13 protein-coding genes and 2 pseudogenes are annotated in these 15,785 nt (G+C 37.3%); 8 read left to right on the plus strand and 7 right to left on the minus strand.

Annotated elements, in window-relative coordinates; all coding sequences use genetic code 11:
• Positions 1–239: 239 nt before the first annotated feature.
• Entirely contained in the window at positions 240–1,076 is an 837-nt protein-coding gene (locus I4641_RS21165; RefSeq protein WP_229642580.1) for a DUF3598 family protein, read from the plus strand.
• A 90-nt stretch (positions 1,077–1,166) separates the two neighbouring features.
• On the plus strand, positions 1,167–1,508 hold the full coding sequence (locus tag I4641_RS21170; protein ID WP_229642581.1) for a DUF4870 domain-containing protein: 342 nt from the start codon (positions 1,167–1,169) through the stop codon (positions 1,506–1,508).
• 402 nt (positions 1,509–1,910) lie between these two features.
• Here I4641_RS21170 and I4641_RS21175 read toward each other — a convergent pair.
• Both I4641_RS21175 and I4641_RS21180 read right to left on the minus strand, forming a co-directional pair.
• Positions 1,911–2,342: pseudogene (locus I4641_RS21175) on the minus strand (ISNCY family transposase); the annotation flags it as partial.
• A gap of 165 nt (positions 2,343–2,507) precedes the next feature.
• Entirely contained in the window at positions 2,508–3,074 is a 567-nt protein-coding gene (locus I4641_RS21180) for a hypothetical protein (RefSeq protein WP_229642582.1), read from the minus strand.
• A gap of 157 nt (positions 3,075–3,231) precedes the next feature.
• On the opposite strand from I4641_RS21180, the gene I4641_RS24335 reads away from it, so the two are divergent.
• The gene (locus tag I4641_RS24335; protein WP_229642583.1) at positions 3,232–5,028 is read left to right on the plus strand and encodes an ABC transporter ATP-binding protein; all 1,797 of its coding nucleotides are present in this window, start codon (positions 3,232–3,234) and stop codon (positions 5,026–5,028) included.
• Here I4641_RS24335 and I4641_RS21190 read toward each other — a convergent pair.
• Complete coding sequence (locus tag I4641_RS21190; RefSeq protein WP_229642584.1) at positions 5,021–5,407, minus strand: hypothetical protein; 387 nt, start codon at positions 5,405–5,407, stop codon at positions 5,021–5,023. The two genes, I4641_RS24335 and I4641_RS21190, sit on opposite strands and share 8 nt — an antisense overlap.
• Positions 5,408–5,526: 119 nt before the next feature.
• Between I4641_RS21190 and I4641_RS21195 the strand changes: the two genes are divergently transcribed.
• Positions 5,527–10,359 carry an nSTAND1 domain-containing NTPase gene (locus I4641_RS21195; RefSeq protein ID WP_229642585.1) on the plus strand — a complete coding sequence of 1,611 codons (4,833 nt, stop codon included), beginning with the start codon at positions 5,527–5,529 and terminating at the stop codon, positions 10,357–10,359.
• A gap of 37 nt (positions 10,360–10,396) precedes the next feature.
• Here I4641_RS21195 and I4641_RS21200 read toward each other — a convergent pair whose 3' ends face one another.
• The 3 genes from I4641_RS21200 to I4641_RS21210 form a co-directional block, all read right to left on the minus strand.
• A complete protein-coding gene (locus I4641_RS21200) occupies positions 10,397–11,182 on the minus strand; it encodes a DUF1206 domain-containing protein (RefSeq protein ID WP_229642586.1) in 786 nt (261 codons plus the stop codon).
• A 165-nt stretch (positions 11,183–11,347) separates the two neighbouring features.
• Positions 11,348–11,866, minus strand: coding sequence for a DUF4385 domain-containing protein (locus I4641_RS21205; RefSeq protein ID WP_229642587.1), 519 nt, complete (start codon positions 11,864–11,866; stop codon positions 11,348–11,350).
• A 39-nt stretch (positions 11,867–11,905) separates the two neighbouring features.
• Positions 11,906–12,490 carry a hypothetical protein gene (locus tag I4641_RS21210; protein WP_229642588.1) on the minus strand — a complete coding sequence of 195 codons (585 nt, stop codon included), beginning with the start codon at positions 12,488–12,490 and terminating at the stop codon, positions 11,906–11,908.
• A gap of 225 nt (positions 12,491–12,715) precedes the next feature.
• On the opposite strand from I4641_RS21210, the gene I4641_RS21215 reads away from it, so the two are divergent.
• Entirely contained in the window at positions 12,716–13,120 is a 405-nt protein-coding gene (locus I4641_RS21215; protein WP_229642589.1) for a Na-translocating system protein MpsC family protein, read from the plus strand.
• A 143-nt stretch (positions 13,121–13,263) separates the two neighbouring features.
• Here the strand turns inward: I4641_RS21215 and I4641_RS21220 are convergent, their stop codons facing one another.
• A complete protein-coding gene (locus tag I4641_RS21220) occupies positions 13,264–14,136 on the minus strand; it encodes an SDR family oxidoreductase (RefSeq protein ID WP_229642590.1) in 873 nt (290 codons plus the stop codon).
• Positions 14,137–14,332: 196 nt separating this feature from the next.
• On the opposite strand from I4641_RS21220, the gene I4641_RS21225 reads away from it, so the two are divergent.
• The 3 genes and pseudogenes from I4641_RS21225 to I4641_RS21235 form a co-directional block, all read left to right on the plus strand.
• Complete coding sequence (locus tag I4641_RS21225; protein WP_229642591.1) at positions 14,333–14,722, plus strand: rhodanese-like domain-containing protein; 390 nt, start codon at positions 14,333–14,335, stop codon at positions 14,720–14,722.
• A gap of 70 nt (positions 14,723–14,792) precedes the next feature.
• A complete protein-coding gene (locus I4641_RS21230; RefSeq protein WP_229642592.1) occupies positions 14,793–15,008 on the plus strand; it encodes a hypothetical protein in 216 nt (71 codons plus the stop codon).
• A gap of 92 nt (positions 15,009–15,100) precedes the next feature.
• A pseudogene (locus I4641_RS21235) lies at positions 15,101–15,421 on the plus strand (Hsp20/alpha crystallin family protein); the annotation flags it as partial.
• Positions 15,422–15,785: the final 364 nt, after the last annotated feature.

Consider the following 15,785-nt stretch of genomic DNA (forward strand, 5'->3'; position numbering starts at 1 on the left):
CCTTTTCCTCTCTACTTTCGCAAGTCTTACTTTTCTTTTTTGTCCCGTACAGAGAATTTAAATATAAAATTATAAATTTTATATTTAAATTATTTTGCTAGTAAATACTAATTCTCAAATTCAAATAACAAGTATTATTGCTTAATTTCTCAGACAAGCTATTAATTACATCAAACTTAGATTTTTATCTAAAATTATGTAACTATCAATTAATAACTACCAACTGATAATTAAAATACATGACTTCTCAATGGGATTATTTTCTCCAAAACTTAGGCGAATGGCATGGCTCATTTACTCGCATGTCGCCTGAGGGCGAAGAAATTACCGATACTCCTACTTTAGTTACTCTAGAGGGACTTAACGATAACAAGAATGTCCATCAAGTCGTGCGGTATCTCCCACCAGATGAAGCTTCTCGTGATGTCGTGGTAGATTATGACTCTCTCAACCGCAGTATTCTTTTTTTTCCCAACGGTGCCTTTTCCCAAGGAAGTATGCAGTGGGGTTCTTACAGTACTTTTGGCGGAGAGTTTGGCTTAATTGATAACGGTTTTGGTGATGGCTCTCGACGGTTGCGAATGGTCGAACTATTTGATAGTTCTGCGAAACTAGACAAAGTAGTCTTAATTAGAGAAAAATTACTCGATAGTAACGTCCCAGAAAGACCCACTTTAACTGTAGATAGTTTATTAGGAGAATGGCAAGGAGAAGCCACTACTATGTATGCAGATTTGCGGAATCCCACCACTTTTTCTAGTTACTTACAAGTAAAACAAAAAGATCGAGATTCCATAGAACAAACATTATCTTTCAACAATAAAAACATCAGCTCTATTGCTCGCATAGAAGGCTCAAGACTTTTGTTTGAAAACAGCACTCTACCTAGCCAAATTCTGTTGTTACCCGATGGTGCATCTTGTAATTGTCCTTTAAAAATCGAGTTGGGTCATAACTTCGTTTTAGAAATGGGATGGCTGGTGCAACCTCATGTAAGACAAAGAATTATTCGCAGCTACAACGAAAAAGGAAATTGGGTTAGCTGTACTTTAGTTACAGAGAAAAAGGTAGTTTAACTATTTCGTAAAATCTCTACTTCCTCATAACACCAGACAAACGATAGTATTTAACTGTATGGGGAACTCATTGAGGCATTAGGAGGAACAATGCAAACGGGATCTGATTCGGATAAACGGAAATTACTTTCGGCTCTAGCTCATGGTTCAATTTTTATAAGCGTGCTAGTTGTTTCTATAGCTATTCCTATTGCTATCCTATTTATTTCTGAAGATACTCTAATTAAGGACAATGCCAAAGAAGCTATCAACTTTCATCTAAATGTTTGGTTATGGGCAATACTTATTGTAGTACCATCATTTTTAACTTTTGGCTTAGTTGGTTTAATTTGGTTGGTTCTTCATTGGGGTTTATCGATTTGGGCAATTATTCATAGTCTACAAACTCCAGACGAACCTTTCCGCTATCCGTTTATTTTTCGGATCGTTTAAAAATTACATTCCGAACATAAACCAGGTGGCAAGGACAAAAACAACGTAAGCAATAGCGACGATAGTATATGCTGCGGTGTTGGTAATCATGATTGATGTATTAGGTTGCGTTTCAGCCAACGATGGTAACATCTATTTTGGGGAATGAAGGTATAACTCCATACATTCCCTTTCTTTTATGTTAATTACTGATGTTACGCACTAATCAATCTGTCAGGGTAGGTAGCAGCAATTCTCATTTTGAAGAGAAAAAAGAAAAATGTTCTCTATTTTTGACAGAGAACATTTTCCAAAAGTTTTATTTTCGCCCCTGGCCATACATAATAATAGGTTGAAATCATCACAAAAATGAAATTTTAAACATAAAAATCAAGCATCACCTCCTGAAATTATTTTGGAGATTTAACTAGAATTAGTCTTGGGCTTGTCTGAATCATCATCGAGCATAAAATTTAATAAATCAGACCAAGTTTCAAACCAAAAATATTTTAATAAGGCTCTAAGATCGTTAAAAAAGCTACGACGACTTCCGTTAAGTTGACGAAGTCGTTGATAAGTAGAATTAGCTAACTTTAAAACTGAATGAAATAAAAAAGCCAACAAATTTAAGCTCAATAAAATCTCACATAAATTATTTTGACCGTGACCAAAATTATGTTCTAAGTTGTAACCATGATTTTTTAAAACATTATTACTTTCATTTTCAATTTTCCATCTACTTCTACCAGCTTTGATAATCTTTTCCACATTGCGATCGTTAATTTGATGATTGGTAATAAAACTATTTTTATAAGTAATCTCTTCTGTTTTTTGATTAATAATTGGGCTCTTGCACGCTTTTGGTGATTCCTAGAGTTACAATGAGGACAATTAATTTTTTTAGATGAAAAATATTCTGTTCCGTCTAATGCGATTAATATTTCTGACTCTAAATAAAAAAATTTAGAGAGTTAACTCCTCCTTTTTCTCTTTGACAGCCAAGTTTCCGCCTCTTTTTTTTCAAAATGAGAATTGCTGAAGTAAAGGCTTTAATTCAGCGGACTCATCAAAAGTTTTCTTGACTAGATCGAGATAATCTTTGCCTAACTTATCCCAATTAAAATTATTTGGTAAATCTCTCAAACCCAAGTCATCCCAGGTTTCTTTCAACGCTTTGATATCTAGATAATCGCTGTTTACTTTGAAAGGAGTACCTAAAACTTGGCGTACTGATGGTTCTTTAAGAAAACTAGTTAACGGTTTTTGGAATCTTTCTCGTTGTTCTTCAGATAATTCTAAATCTTTGGCTAAATGCTTATCAATCAAAGCCAAGAATCCTATAAGAGCAGTCTCTGCTGCTTTTTCCAAAGGCTCTGCTGTTAAGAATTTAACTGCCTTATCCCAAACAAAACCTGTTTTTTCAGAAGCTTGTTCTTTAAAAACATCTTTTAACCAATCTTGGAGAACATCTTTAGCCCATTCTTTGGTAGTATCTTTTTTCAATTCATCTATAATTTTGTCATAGACAAATTTTGCCCCAGTAGACAATCCCCAAGTAGAAATTAGAGTAATTGGTTCAACCATCATTTATCAAGAAAAATCTCACACCTCATTGATTGTAGCTATCCGAAATTAACAATTATTAATTAATAGTCGATCGCTTTTCTATCTCTAGTAACTTACCAAGAGTTACCAAAGTCTGTTAAATTTTCTTAGATAAGTCCAACATTACAGATAGCAGATCGTGTCTCGAAATAAAGCCAAACCTTCAGATCGTCCTTTATCAAGATTATTTAATTATGGAGATAAGTATCAAACTGTTATTTGGCAAGCAGTAACTTGTTCTATCCTGAATAAACTATTCGATCTCGCTCCTCCTGCTATTATTGGTGCTGCGGTGGATGTAGTGGTGCAAAAAGAAGATTCGATTGTGGCGCGTTTTGGCATTACTGACATCTTCGGGCAATTGCTGGTGTTGTCTTTGCTATCAGCATTAATTTGGGGTTTAGAATCAATCTTTGAATATGCCTATACAAGACTGTGGCGCAACTTAGCCCAGGATGTCCAGCACGATATTCGGTTGGATGCCTATAGTCACGTTCAAGACTTAGAATTGGCTTATTTTGAAGAACGGAGTACGGGGGCATTATTATCTATTCTCAACGACGATATCAACCAGTTAGAAAGATTTTTGGATGTTGGCGCGAATGAAATTATTCATGTCGTTACTACTGCATTGATTGTTGGGGGTTCGTTTTTCATCTTGACTCCCAATATTGCTTGGATGGCAATTATTCCTATCCCCATAATTATCTGGGGTTCGGTAGCTTTTCAGGGATGGCTGGCACCTAGATATGCGGAGGTGCGGGAAAAAGTCAGTATTCTCAATTCTCGTTTGGCTAATAATTTGAGTGGTATCACGACGATTAAAAGCTTCACCACCGAAAAATACGAGATAGAAAGATTGAGACAGGATAGTAACGCCTATAGAGAGAGTAACCAAAAAGCGATCGCTTTATCCGCTGCTTTTATTCCTCTAATTCGCTTAGTTATCTTGGCTGGCTTTACGGGTATCTTGCTTTATGGTGGGGTTCAGGCTGCATCGGGGGCATTAGCCGTGGGTACTTATAGCGTTTTGGTGTTTCTTACCCAACGATTATTATGGCCTTTAACTCGTCTAGGGCAAACTTTCGATCTCTATCAAAGGGCGATGGCTTCGATTACTAGGGTGATGGATTTGTTGGATACTCAGATTGATATTAATTCAGGTGATACTGCTTTAGCGATATCGGATATTAAAGGGGAAGTCAGCCTGAAAGATATTACCTTCGCTTATAACCAACGAGAACCCGTTATCAAAAATCTTTCTCTACATATCCCCGCAGGAAAAACCATTGCCATTGTGGGGGCTACGGGTTCGGGTAAAAGTACTTTGGTTAAACTTTTGCTACGCTTATATGAAATTAAATCTGGTAGGATCACTTTAGATGGACGAAATATTAAAGATATTGTCTTGTGGGATTTGCGTCGGGGTATTGGTTTAGTCAGCCAAGATGTATTCCTGTTTCACGGTACGGTAAGAGAAAATATTAGCTATGGTTCCCCCGATGCTACTTTAACTCAAATTGTGGAAGCTGCTACCATCGCTGAAGCGGAAGAATTTATTAATGAGTTACCCCAAGGCTACGATACTGTTGTGGGGGAAAGGGGACAAAAACTCTCGGGAGGACAAAAACAAAGAATTGCGATCGCCAGAGCAATTTTGAAAGATCCGCCAATTTTGATTTTAGATGAGGCGACATCGGCGGTTGATAATGAAACCGAAGCTGCGATCGCTAGATCTTTAGAGAAAATAACCCAAAATAGAACGACAATTGCGATCGCCCATCGTCTCTCTACTATTAGACATGCTGATTGCATCTATGTTATGGATTATGGTCAATTAATCGAACGAGGTACTCACGAAGAATTGTTGGCTAAAAATGGCATATATGCCAATCTCTGGCGGGTACAAACAGGCGATCGAGTAGTTGTTAATTAAATATACTACCAGTAATGTAGGCAGATAAAAGATATAGCAAACCATAAAAAGCAAATAGCCACAATCCTCCTATGTTTAAGATAAAATTGGAGAATTTTCTGGTCTTCCAGAAATAAATTGGTACGCCAATAACACTGAATAAAATAACTAGATATTTAATATATTTGGGAATGCGATAACGATGGATTTTAGCATCATAAATAATCCAAAAATAAATGAGGGCGATCGCGATTAAGGATGACACTATGGATGAGATTTCTAGTAATTTTTGGTTGTCATATAACAGAGCATCTATAAAACCACTAGCAACTCCTAGCAATCCTAAGAATAACAAGGTTTTATTCCGCTTTTGCTCGATTTTTTCTAAATCTAAATTCATTTTTTCTAATTAATGACACGCCCTAATTAAAACACTAAAAGTTAAATTTTATATTGCATAAAGACTAGAATCCCAACCTATAGCTATATACTTACTTTTAAAATAAATAGATAAACAAGATGTGTCCCCGCGTCAAAGCCCGTTCTCAAAAAACTCCCGAATCAAAAATAGCTAAACTGTGGATTTTATTGGTAGGGGTCAACCAATATCAAGATCGACAAAATTTACCTTCTCTACAATATTCTGCTTTAGACTGTCAGGGATTGGGAGAAGCACTCAAAGAAGCTACTGCTAGTTTCCCTGCCAAAGAAGTAATTATTCATCACGATTTTGTCAGTCAACCGCCTTACATAGCCAACGTGCAACAAAGTATCGCGCAGATTGTTCGATCTGCCACTGCCAACGATACAATTTTGTTCTACTTTTCAGGACACGGTATTCTAGAAACCACTACCCAACAAGTAGTTTTATGTTTGGCGGATACCAATACAAAAAAACTTTTAACTACAGGTTTACCTTTAAACACTTTATTAAAACAGTTAAGCGGTTGTGCTGCTAGCCAACAGTTGATTTGGTTAGATGCTTGTCACAGTGGGGGGATGACTCTGCGAGGTACGTCTAAGATATCTCTCCCCGATCCTAGTTCTCAGTTGGTAGAAGTCTTGCGTCATAAAGCAGCGGAAAGTAAGGGATTTTATGCTTTATTATCTTGCGATCGCTCTCAACAGTCTTGGGAATTTCCCGAATTAGGACACGGGGTATTTACTTACTATTTGATGCGGGGTTTGCGGGGAGAAGCTGCGGATTCTCAAGGAATAATTGAAGCTGATGCCTTATATCAATATGTCTACCATCAAACCCTGCGCTATATCGATAAGACTAACCAGCAGATTCGTTTAATCAACCAGCAAAAAAGCAGTCGGGGAGAAAGAAGATTACAGTCAGAATTTCCCCTACAAACTCCCAAACGTATTGTGGAGGGTTTTGGTAAAGTAGTCTTAGGCAAGCGATCGCCCCAACGTTCCCAGATCGATCCCCGTCAGGCTTTAGTAATTGACGGTGGACACAAAGCAAATGCTACTACTTTTGCCCTCAGTCAAGTATTGCAGAGTTCGGGAGGATTCGATTTAAGATATTTTCCTCAAACTAACGAACCTTGGACGGAAGTAAAAAGCGCGATCGCAACTTGCCTTAACTCCGAAACTAAGGCTAAAAACGATCTAGAAATTACCACTGCCTTATTATATCTGCGGGCAGAAATAGAAGTCGCCGATACGGGAGAATCTTGGTTAGTTTTAGGGGATGATACCCGTTTGTCTCGTTCGTGGTTGCGTAGCATCTTAAGGAATTCTCTGGCAACACAACAAATTATCATTTTAGACTGTCCTGGGGAAAACTCCCTCATGGAATGGATTGAAGACTTGCAGCTAGAAGCGGAAAGGGGACAGTGTTTGATTGCTGCTAATGCACCCTTAGAAAATTCGGCACAGTTTGCCGAAGCGATTCTCAATACTCTCAAAAGTGCCGATCTTGAGGTGGGATTGCCCGTGGCAGCTTGGATTACTCAGTTACAGATCGCTTTAGCGGGAACGGGAATTGTCCCCCAAGTTTGGCTTTCGGGTACTCAAGGAGTAATTGAAGTACTTCCCCCTAAAAATGCCATTACGGGCGATCGCATTTCTTTGGATTTGGGAATCTGTCCCTACATGGGTTTACAGGCTTTTAACGAACATAGTGCGGAATATTTTTATGGTCGAAAAACACTAGTCCAAAAATTACTCAATCAAGTCAATCATAGGCTTAGTGTTGCGGTGGTAGGTGCATCGGGTAGCGGTAAGTCTTCGGCGGTACAAGCGGGGTTGATGGCAAGCCTCAGACAAGGCAAACAAATTCCAGGAAGCGATCGCTGGTGGATTGATTGTTTTCGTCCTGGTAGCCAGCCAATTAAGGCTTTAGCGGGGTTATTAACCAATTCTGGTAGTAAGGAAAAACAGGCAAGAGAAAAACTACAAATTGAAGGTTTACTCTATCAAGGAGTAGAAGGTTTTGTGCGTTGGTTGCGGAGTCGTCGCGAACCCATGGTGTTGCTGGTAATCGATCAGTTTGAAGAGTTGTTTACCCTAGCAGGAGAAAACGAACGACAAGAATTTATCGCTCTGATTGTAGGCGCGCTTAAGTATGCGGGCGATCGCTTTAAGTTAGTTTGCACTATTCGGGCAGATTTTGTCGCTTCTTGTTTGGAAATCTCCGAATTAGCTTATATACTGCAAAAAAATAGCATTTTATTGCCACCCTATCTGACAGAAGCGGATTATCGTCATGCAATTATTAAACCCGCCCAAAAGGTAGGTTTGGAAGTCGAACCAGGACTAACGGAAATATTATTACAAGACTTGGATCGATCTCCAGGGGGTTTACCTTTGTTGCAGTTTGTCCTACAAAAGCTCTGGGAAAATCGTGACAACGGCAAATTAACCCTCAAGGCTTACCAAAAGCTGGGGGGAATCAAAGGTGCGTTGGAAAAACAAGCCCAGGCGGTATACGATAGCCTCGATCCAGTATCTCAAGACTGTGCTAGATGGATTTTTCTCAACCTCACTCAATTGGGAGATGGTACGGAAGATACGCGCCGTCGCATTACTAAATCTGAATTAGTAGTGGCAAAATATCCCCAAGCTTTAATTGATAAAACCCTCCACACCTTAACCGATGCTAAATTACTGGTAGTTAATCTCGATGATGGTAACAGTCTGGGACAAAGCCGTAGCGGGGAAAACCCTCCAGAAGATGACGAGTTGTTTTTAGAAGCTATGAGTCAGGAGGCGACGGTAGAAGTCGTCCACGAAATCTTAATCCGTCATTGGTCGAGTTTGCGGTGGTGGTTGGAAGAAAATAGATCCAGATTGCGATCGCAACGTCAAATTGAAGCAGCAGCTATATTATGGCAACAAAAAGATCGACAAGATGACTTTCTTTTAAAAGGCGTTCGTTTAGCCGAAGCAGAAGAAATTTATATTGAATATACCGACGAGTTATCCGACACGGCTACAGAATATGTTGCTTGTTGTATTGATGCGAGATTGGCAGAACAAAGAGAAGCCAAACGGCGTTTGCGTAAGGCACAATTAACCGCCGTAGCATTGGGAGTTCTAGGATTAGCTGCGACAGCTTTTGGTATCGGTGCGTATCGCCAAAAGTTAATTGCTCAATTGGAAAATATTGATAGTTTGAATGCCGTCGCCGAAGCGCAATTATTATCCAACCAACAGTTAGAATCTGTGACTACTAGTGTCAAAGCAGGAAAACAACTAGAACAAATAAATGGCTTGGGTAAAAAGTTAGTCGGTCAAGATAATTGGCAAGAAACGAAGTATCAAACTACTGCAACTTTACAACAGTCTATCTATGGTACTCAAGAAGTAAATAGATTGGTAGGTCATGCCGAACAAGTAAATACTATAGGTATTAGCGACAACGGAGAATTTATTATTACCGCTAGTGATGATCAAGTTGTTAAAATTTGGGACACCCAAGGCAATGAAATCGAGACTTTTTCGGGAAAAGAAGCTCAAGCAGATCCTATTATAAGTCATCAAAATAAATTTTCTCTGACCAAACTAAAAACAAATAATCTTTCTACTAGCGATCGAGATATTCTGATAGCGATCGAGGATGAAACTACAGTTACCACAAGATCTAAATCAGACAATAAAATAGTTAATTCTTATCCTCATCAAGCAATAGTTAATAGCGTTAGCACAACTTCAGATGGAAAACTTTTAGCAACTGGAACTGTTGATGGCAAGATTAATATTTGGCATCAAAATGGAATTTTACAACAGACTTTGATGGGACATAATGGGTCAATTATTAATATCAAATTTATTCCCGATCTTAATCAAAATGGTGCTTATAATTTAATCTCTACAGGTGTTGATAAAACTGTCCGTATTTGGCAAGTTTTTGATCACGATCGCAATGGGTATGAAGGTATTTATAGTATCGTCACATCTCCTTCATCTTTAGATAATTATGTAACTGCTGATTGGGATGGCAAGATTAATTTTTGGCGTAAAAACTCAGATAGTAAGCAAAAGTTAGTTAAAACAATATCTGCTCACGAGGATATTATTAATCAAATTAAATATAGTCCCGATGGCAAAATAATTGCTTCTGCTGCTTGGGATAAAACAATTAAACTTTGGGATGCAGAAACGGGCAAATTAATCGATACCTTAATAGGACATCAAGACGGTGTTAATACTATTGCTTTTACCCCTGACAGTCAGACTTTAATTTCTGCTAGTGAAGACAAAACAATTAAAATTTGGTCTATTTTAGATAAGACAAAATTAATTAAAACTCTTGAAGATCATACCGATAGTATTAAAGCAGTTACTGTTAGTCCTGATGGGCAATTAATTGCTTCTGGTGGCTACGATAATAAAATTAAAATCTGGTCTATTGCAGGAGAACTACTACAAACAATTGACGCTCATAAATTAGCAATTACTTCTCTTCAATTTATCCCCGACAGTAATACCCTTGTTTCGGGAAGTTGGGATAATACTATTAAACTTTGGTCAATTAAAAATGGAGGAAAAACTAATAACTTATTACATACTTTAACAGGACATCAAGATGGCGTAACTACAATAAACCTCAATTCTGATGGTACTGTATTAGCTTCTGGGAGTGGCGATCGCAATATCAAACTCTGGAATACAAAAACAGGAGAATTAATCAAAACTCTACGGGGACATACCAGTCAAATAAACAGCTTGGCTTTTAGTAGAAACGACCAGTCTATTGTTAGCGGAGAAGAACAACAGGGTTTATTTTGGTGGAATCTAGACCTAGATAATCTCTTAACTCAAGGGTGCGATCGTCTTGCTGATTATCTCTCTACTAATCCTAATATAAAAGAAACCGATAAAAAACTGTGTCAATAACTTTTCTACCTCATTTTTTAACTTGTAATAAAAATAACTAATTAAGCTTGATGCGACGATAGCGGGCTTGAATTAATAAATATATTGCGTAGCAAATCAATCCCAATGCCATCAAAGCTAATAAAGCCTTGCCAAACGGTTGCTGCGCTAAAGTCAACAACGCGCCATCTAATCCCTTTACTTTTTCTGGATCGTAGTTTTTGGCAGCTTGGATAATAAAAAAACCAATCATCACAAAAACCACCCCTCTAGCAGCTATTCCGAAACGACTAATATTAACTAGCAAGTTTTGTTTTTGCGAACTAAGTTCGTTCAGATTGAGTTTTTTGCGAAATTTAGTTTTATAAGCACGGTAAATGCGCCAAAAACCAATTCCAATAGTCAGCGCGCCAGCTATACCCACTAGCCATCTCCCTAGAGGCTGTTGCAATACCATTACTGTCCAGTCTTGTTTAGAATTACTTTCTCCACCACTACTACTAGCACCAATTGCTAATAAACCAGCATTTATAGCTACTCCTAGATAGACTATTCCACTAGATATATGTCCCAAACGAGTAAAAATTCCTTTTGCATCCCTGCCTTTATCTTGGGGATCTTTAATACCCTGAATCAAACGCCAGAGAGCGTATCCCACTAGCCCCAAAGCGATCGATGCTAATAATATTTTTCCAAAAGGCTGCTGAGAAATCGCTTGTAACGCTCCTGAAGTGTCTGTCGTATCGCCGCCCCCAACACTAAATGCTGCTAATAATGCCAAAATGCCGATCTCACCATAGACAAACCCTTTGGCTGCATAGCCGAATCTTGCAAACGTTTCCATGGCTAATAAATTATAAACAAATTATATATTTGTTTTCGAGCTTACTTAATGGAGGGGTTATCTTTAATCTATCTAAGTGTAGATTGTGGAATATCTTTTAGGACTAGAGATAGATGTATGTTGGTGTCTATTAAATTTATATTTACAGAATAATACATTCCTTTTCTAATTTGCTCTTGTCCCACTGCGATCTATTTCCTTTTCCTCTCGGTGATTTTTTAATAATTGTTGATATTTACGATTGCTTTTCGCTTCTTGCCATTGAGCTTTAAATATTTCTGCTGACTTGGCTTTAATCGGATCTATATCTAAGGGTAATACTTCCTGGCGAGCCTCTTTTTCTGCGAGTTTAGATTTTGCTTTTTGTGGATTCTGACGATATTTCTTACCGCTTTTGTGATTAGCATATCTTCGCGATCGGGTATATCCCATCTGTAAAAACTTTCGTGCCATATCCGCACCGACAAAATCATCTTGTTCTAAATATGTTAAAAACATTTGATAGATTTTGTTGCTAGACTCTGTGGCAATTTCAGGATTTTTAAATCGCCAATGAGGTAAGATTTCTGATTTATATGGCTCAACTAATAAAACTCCTTGCTCGCCTCTTCCAACGCAATAAAGTTCGGGATTATTACGAAAATTTAAGTTAAAAAAATCTAAAGAATAATCAAATTTTTTCATAAAAAAGGACGCGAATAATCGCGCCTCATTCGATAAATTTTAGGTTAAATCTTGAAAGTTGCCTTTAACTTCTTTAGCGGTATTTTTGGTAGCATTTTTAGCATCTTCAATCGCATCTTGGGCAGTATCTACTGCACCATCAAATACTTTCTTTGCTCCACCAGGAACTTTACTGAGATTGTCTTTCACGAGATCGGATTTATCATCTATATAATCGATCGCTTCTTCTTTGTTGGCTTGAATAGTGCGAGGAATTGTGTTTTTAGCTTCTTCTATTTTGTTTCCTGCTCGATCTGTAATACTATCAGCATATTCACCCCAGCTGTCTTTTTGACGACTTTTTGCGCTATCAATTAGAGCTTTTGCTTTAGCTGCGGTTTCGGCATCATATCGACGGTCATCATTGTAACCGTTCATCCCACCTCTAAATGATTGTTCTGCATCATAGTCATCATAGCTATCGGTCATAACTTTTTGAGCGGTGTCAGAGATCGCTTTTTCTCCTACCGCAGCAATATTACCTTGACTGCAAGCCGTACTAATTACTACTAAAGAACTTGCTAATAAAATTGTTAGTACTGTTTTGAATTTAATAATACTTAAAAACTTACTGAATTTTTCCATTTATTTTACCTGGGTAATTATCTCTTATTAATTTAATAAAATTGAACTATTATTTCTTCTATCAAAAGGCTAATTACTTAAATATATTGATCGTCATGGCGGATATACAAATCTACATAAATAGATAGAGAGGTAATATAAAAAGCTAAAATATACAATCAATATAAATTACAAAAATCAATCACTCTCAACCTCATTGGTTATATTTGATATAGCAGTAAAAACATGAATCAAAAATTACCTACTTCAGGAGAAGTAGAACGCAAACTTTCTCAAAATATTCTAAAATTGTACAAACAAGAATTAGAACATTTACCAGGAAAAATAACTTGTCAACTATTTGACAATCAACTAGCTGTTGTGATTGAAAATGCTTTGACAGCAGTCGAAAAAACCTTGGCTGAGGCAGAAGACCAAGGAAAAACTGTTGAAAAATTAAATTTAGCTATTAATGATGTGATCGAGTTTAAGCTCAAAGACTTAATTGAAGAGATCTTAGCCGTTAAAGTACAAGATATCTTGTTTGATACTACTCTAGAAACAGGTCGTACTGGAGCGATCGTTACTTTAGAAAACCCGCCTCAAGTGCGAAACCCAGAATCAATTCCTAAAAATAAAATAAATAATTAAAACTGTTAACTTTTTCCGACTTTGCGATCGCGAGTTGCCTAACCAGTTATAGTCATTTTAATTAATTTCCTTACTTTCTAGTTATCTCTTTTAGGTAAGTAACCCCAGGAAAGTATATAAGCTGAGATTAACTTAAATTAGATTTATGCTGATAATTGTCCGCCAGTCACGTCATACAGTGCGCCCGTAACAAAACTGCTATCGGAAGAAGCTAAAAAGACATATACTGGAGCCAGTTCTTCTGGTTGAGCTGCACGTTTCATAATTCCGTCAGTGTCGTAATTATCGACTTTTTCAATAGGCATGGTGGCGGGAATGTTGGGAGTCCAAACAGGGCCAGGAACGACAGAATTGACTCTAATCTTGCGATCGCCAAAATTTTGAGCCAAGGATTTAGTAAAGGTATGCACCGCACCTTTAGAAGTAGCATAATCCACCAGCATTCCTTTTCCTATTTTCCCGACAATGCTACCAGTATTAATAATTACGTCTCCTTCTTCTAGGTAGGATATCGCTGCTTTTACCATATAAAAATAGCCAAAGACATTGGTTTCTATCGTACGACGAAATTGTTCTAAAGAAATATCTTCAAATTTCTTTTGAGTCATTTGGTAGGCTGCATTATTTACCAAAATATTTAGTTTGCCAAAACGGTCTACTACTTGCTTGATCGCCTTAGCGCAGTCTTCATAGTTGCGAACATCGCCTTTGATGCTCAGACAGTCCTTACCACCAATATCTTTGACCATTTTTTTGGTGTCGTCTGCATCGATATCATTTTCATTATAAAAAATAGCAACTTCAGCACCTTCGAGGGCATAAGCGATCGCAATCGCCCGACCAATTCCAGAATCGCCACCAGTGATAAAAGCAACTTTTCCAGTTAGTTTATTGGCTGGACTATAGTTGGATAAATCGCTATCTGGTTGAGGAGTCATATCCCTTTGGGAAGCAGGATAGTCTAACTTTTGTGGGGGAATATCATCGGGAGTTGGACGGCGTTCTTGGGTAGGCATATTGAAAAGATTAAATTTTTATTTATATATCAGCTTAATTTAAAAAAAGTTCCTGACAAATGAGTCTAAAGTAAGATTTTTTAGAGTCATTCTAATTGATTGTTATCTCTATAGAGGGAGTTTTTACCAGTAGAAAACTGTCTTAATAGAAATTAGTAATAAATTAGTAACAAATTTAAAAACACCAAACAATATTATGTCCGAACAAAAAGCAGAAGCAAAAGTAATTTCTGAAGTAAAAGAAAAAATTAGCGCGGTAATTCCAACTCCTCCCGCACCCACTCCCCAAGCCAGCGCGCAATCTCTTAAAGAACGTTTGCAATGGGGAGAACCTGGATTAACTATTATTGATGCACGCGATCGCGATGCTTATTTAGCAGAAAGAATTACAGGTGCAATGTTAATCGATGATGTTAAGAATTTGCCCGAAAATCGCGATATTTATGTCTATGGTGATAGCAACCAAGCAACAGATAAAATAGCTAACGATTTACGTCAAGAAGGTTTTGAGAGTGTATCCCAAATAAAAGGCGGTTTGGCTGGTTGGAAAGCAATTGATGGTGCAACAGAAGGTCGAAACGTATAATTGATTGCTAAAAAATTTGATTGCTAAAAAATTATACCAAGCATCATATTGTTTAAAAAGGATATATTTTATGAATACAGGCGAAGAAAAATTTGCTCAAACCCAGCCATTTGCTGAAACAAATAATGCAGATAAAATTAACCGAAAAGTTGGTTTAGAAATGAATGATGTTGACAAGCTAGGCGAAAAAGCTGGTATAGAAATGAGCAATGGAGAAGAGTTGGGTTTGAAAAGTAAATTAGAAGAACGGGACGATAGTCGCTTAGATCTTGATAATGCGGAATAAACTTTTACTCGACTATTAATTGTTGTTTACACAAACAAAAAATTAATGGTAATTCAAAGATGTTTTGTTCGGCAAACCTTACTAAGTATGTGATACTTAAACTAGAAGTTACTGGAATGGAAGCTGACGATTTAGACATCCAAGTAATGGCGGATCGAGTGGCGATCGCGGGCGAAAGAAAAGCCGAAATTAAATCCGAAGTAAATGGTAACACTCGCTTATCCGCAGAGGCATCCTTTAGGACTGAATTTCGTTATGGCAAATTCCAAAGAGTAATTCCTCTTCCCGCACGCATCCAAAATACAGATGTAACCGTAGAATACAAAAATGGTATTCTCAACCTAACTCTACCCAAATCCGAAGCCGAAAAAAACAAAGTAGTAAAAGTGAATTTGACCGAAGCAGATAGCTAATTTTCTTACCCGAGATTAGCATTAGCTAGTTTTAGTCAAATAGATTAATAGTTAATCCCAGTAGCTGCCATAGTTGCTGGGATTTCTATATTTTGTAGAGCCTTATCTAATACTAAATCCTGTTCTCAAAACCCATTTATAATACAAGAAATAGCAAGTTTGGGAAACAGATGCCTAGAAAAGCTTATTTAGCCAACTATTACAGTAGTGAAGAATTAAAACCAGCAATTCTCATTTTGAAGAGAAAAAAGAAGTTGTTCTATGCTTAAACTAGAGAACAAAACTGAAAAGTTTTGATTGTAGCCCCTGAGGTAGGGTGTTGATTTTGAGGTTGATTAACAGATAAAATGTCATATGAGTTCTC

The organism is Waterburya agarophytonicola KI4, assembly GCF_020640915.1.
Classification (GTDB): domain Bacteria; phylum Cyanobacteriota; class Cyanobacteriia; order Cyanobacteriales; family Xenococcaceae; genus Waterburya; species Waterburya agarophytonicola.

Excerpts from the sequence above, each read along its gene's own strand:
- I4641_RS21210 (WP_229642588.1), bottom strand. The coding sequence starts at position 12,490 with ATGGAAAAATTCAGTAAGTTTTTAAGTATTATTAAATTCAAAACAGTA.
- I4641_RS21225 (WP_229642591.1), top strand. The coding sequence starts at position 14,333 with ATGTCCGAACAAAAAGCAGAAGCAAAAGTAATTTCTGAAGTAAAAGAA.
- I4641_RS21170 (WP_229642581.1), top strand. The coding sequence starts at position 1,167 with ATGCAAACGGGATCTGATTCGGATAAACGGAAATTACTTTCGGCTCTA.
- I4641_RS21180 (WP_229642582.1), bottom strand. The coding sequence starts at position 3,074 with ATGATGGTTGAACCAATTACTCTAATTTCTACTTGGGGATTGTCTACT.
- I4641_RS21220 (WP_229642590.1), bottom strand. The coding sequence starts at position 14,136 with ATGCCTACCCAAGAACGCCGTCCAACTCCCGATGATATTCCCCCACAA.
- I4641_RS21190 (WP_229642584.1), bottom strand. The coding sequence starts at position 5,407 with ATGAATTTAGATTTAGAAAAAATCGAGCAAAAGCGGAATAAAACCTTG.
- I4641_RS21195 (WP_229642585.1), top strand. The coding sequence starts at position 5,527 with ATGTGTCCCCGCGTCAAAGCCCGTTCTCAAAAAACTCCCGAATCAAAA.
- I4641_RS21200 (WP_229642586.1), bottom strand. The coding sequence starts at position 11,182 with ATGGAAACGTTTGCAAGATTCGGCTATGCAGCCAAAGGGTTTGTCTAT.
- I4641_RS21165 (WP_229642580.1), top strand. The coding sequence starts at position 240 with ATGACTTCTCAATGGGATTATTTTCTCCAAAACTTAGGCGAATGGCAT.
- I4641_RS21205 (WP_229642587.1), bottom strand. The coding sequence starts at position 11,866 with ATGAAAAAATTTGATTATTCTTTAGATTTTTTTAACTTAAATTTTCGT.
- I4641_RS21230 (WP_229642592.1), top strand. The coding sequence starts at position 14,793 with ATGAATACAGGCGAAGAAAAATTTGCTCAAACCCAGCCATTTGCTGAA.
- I4641_RS21215 (WP_229642589.1), top strand. The coding sequence starts at position 12,716 with ATGAATCAAAAATTACCTACTTCAGGAGAAGTAGAACGCAAACTTTCT.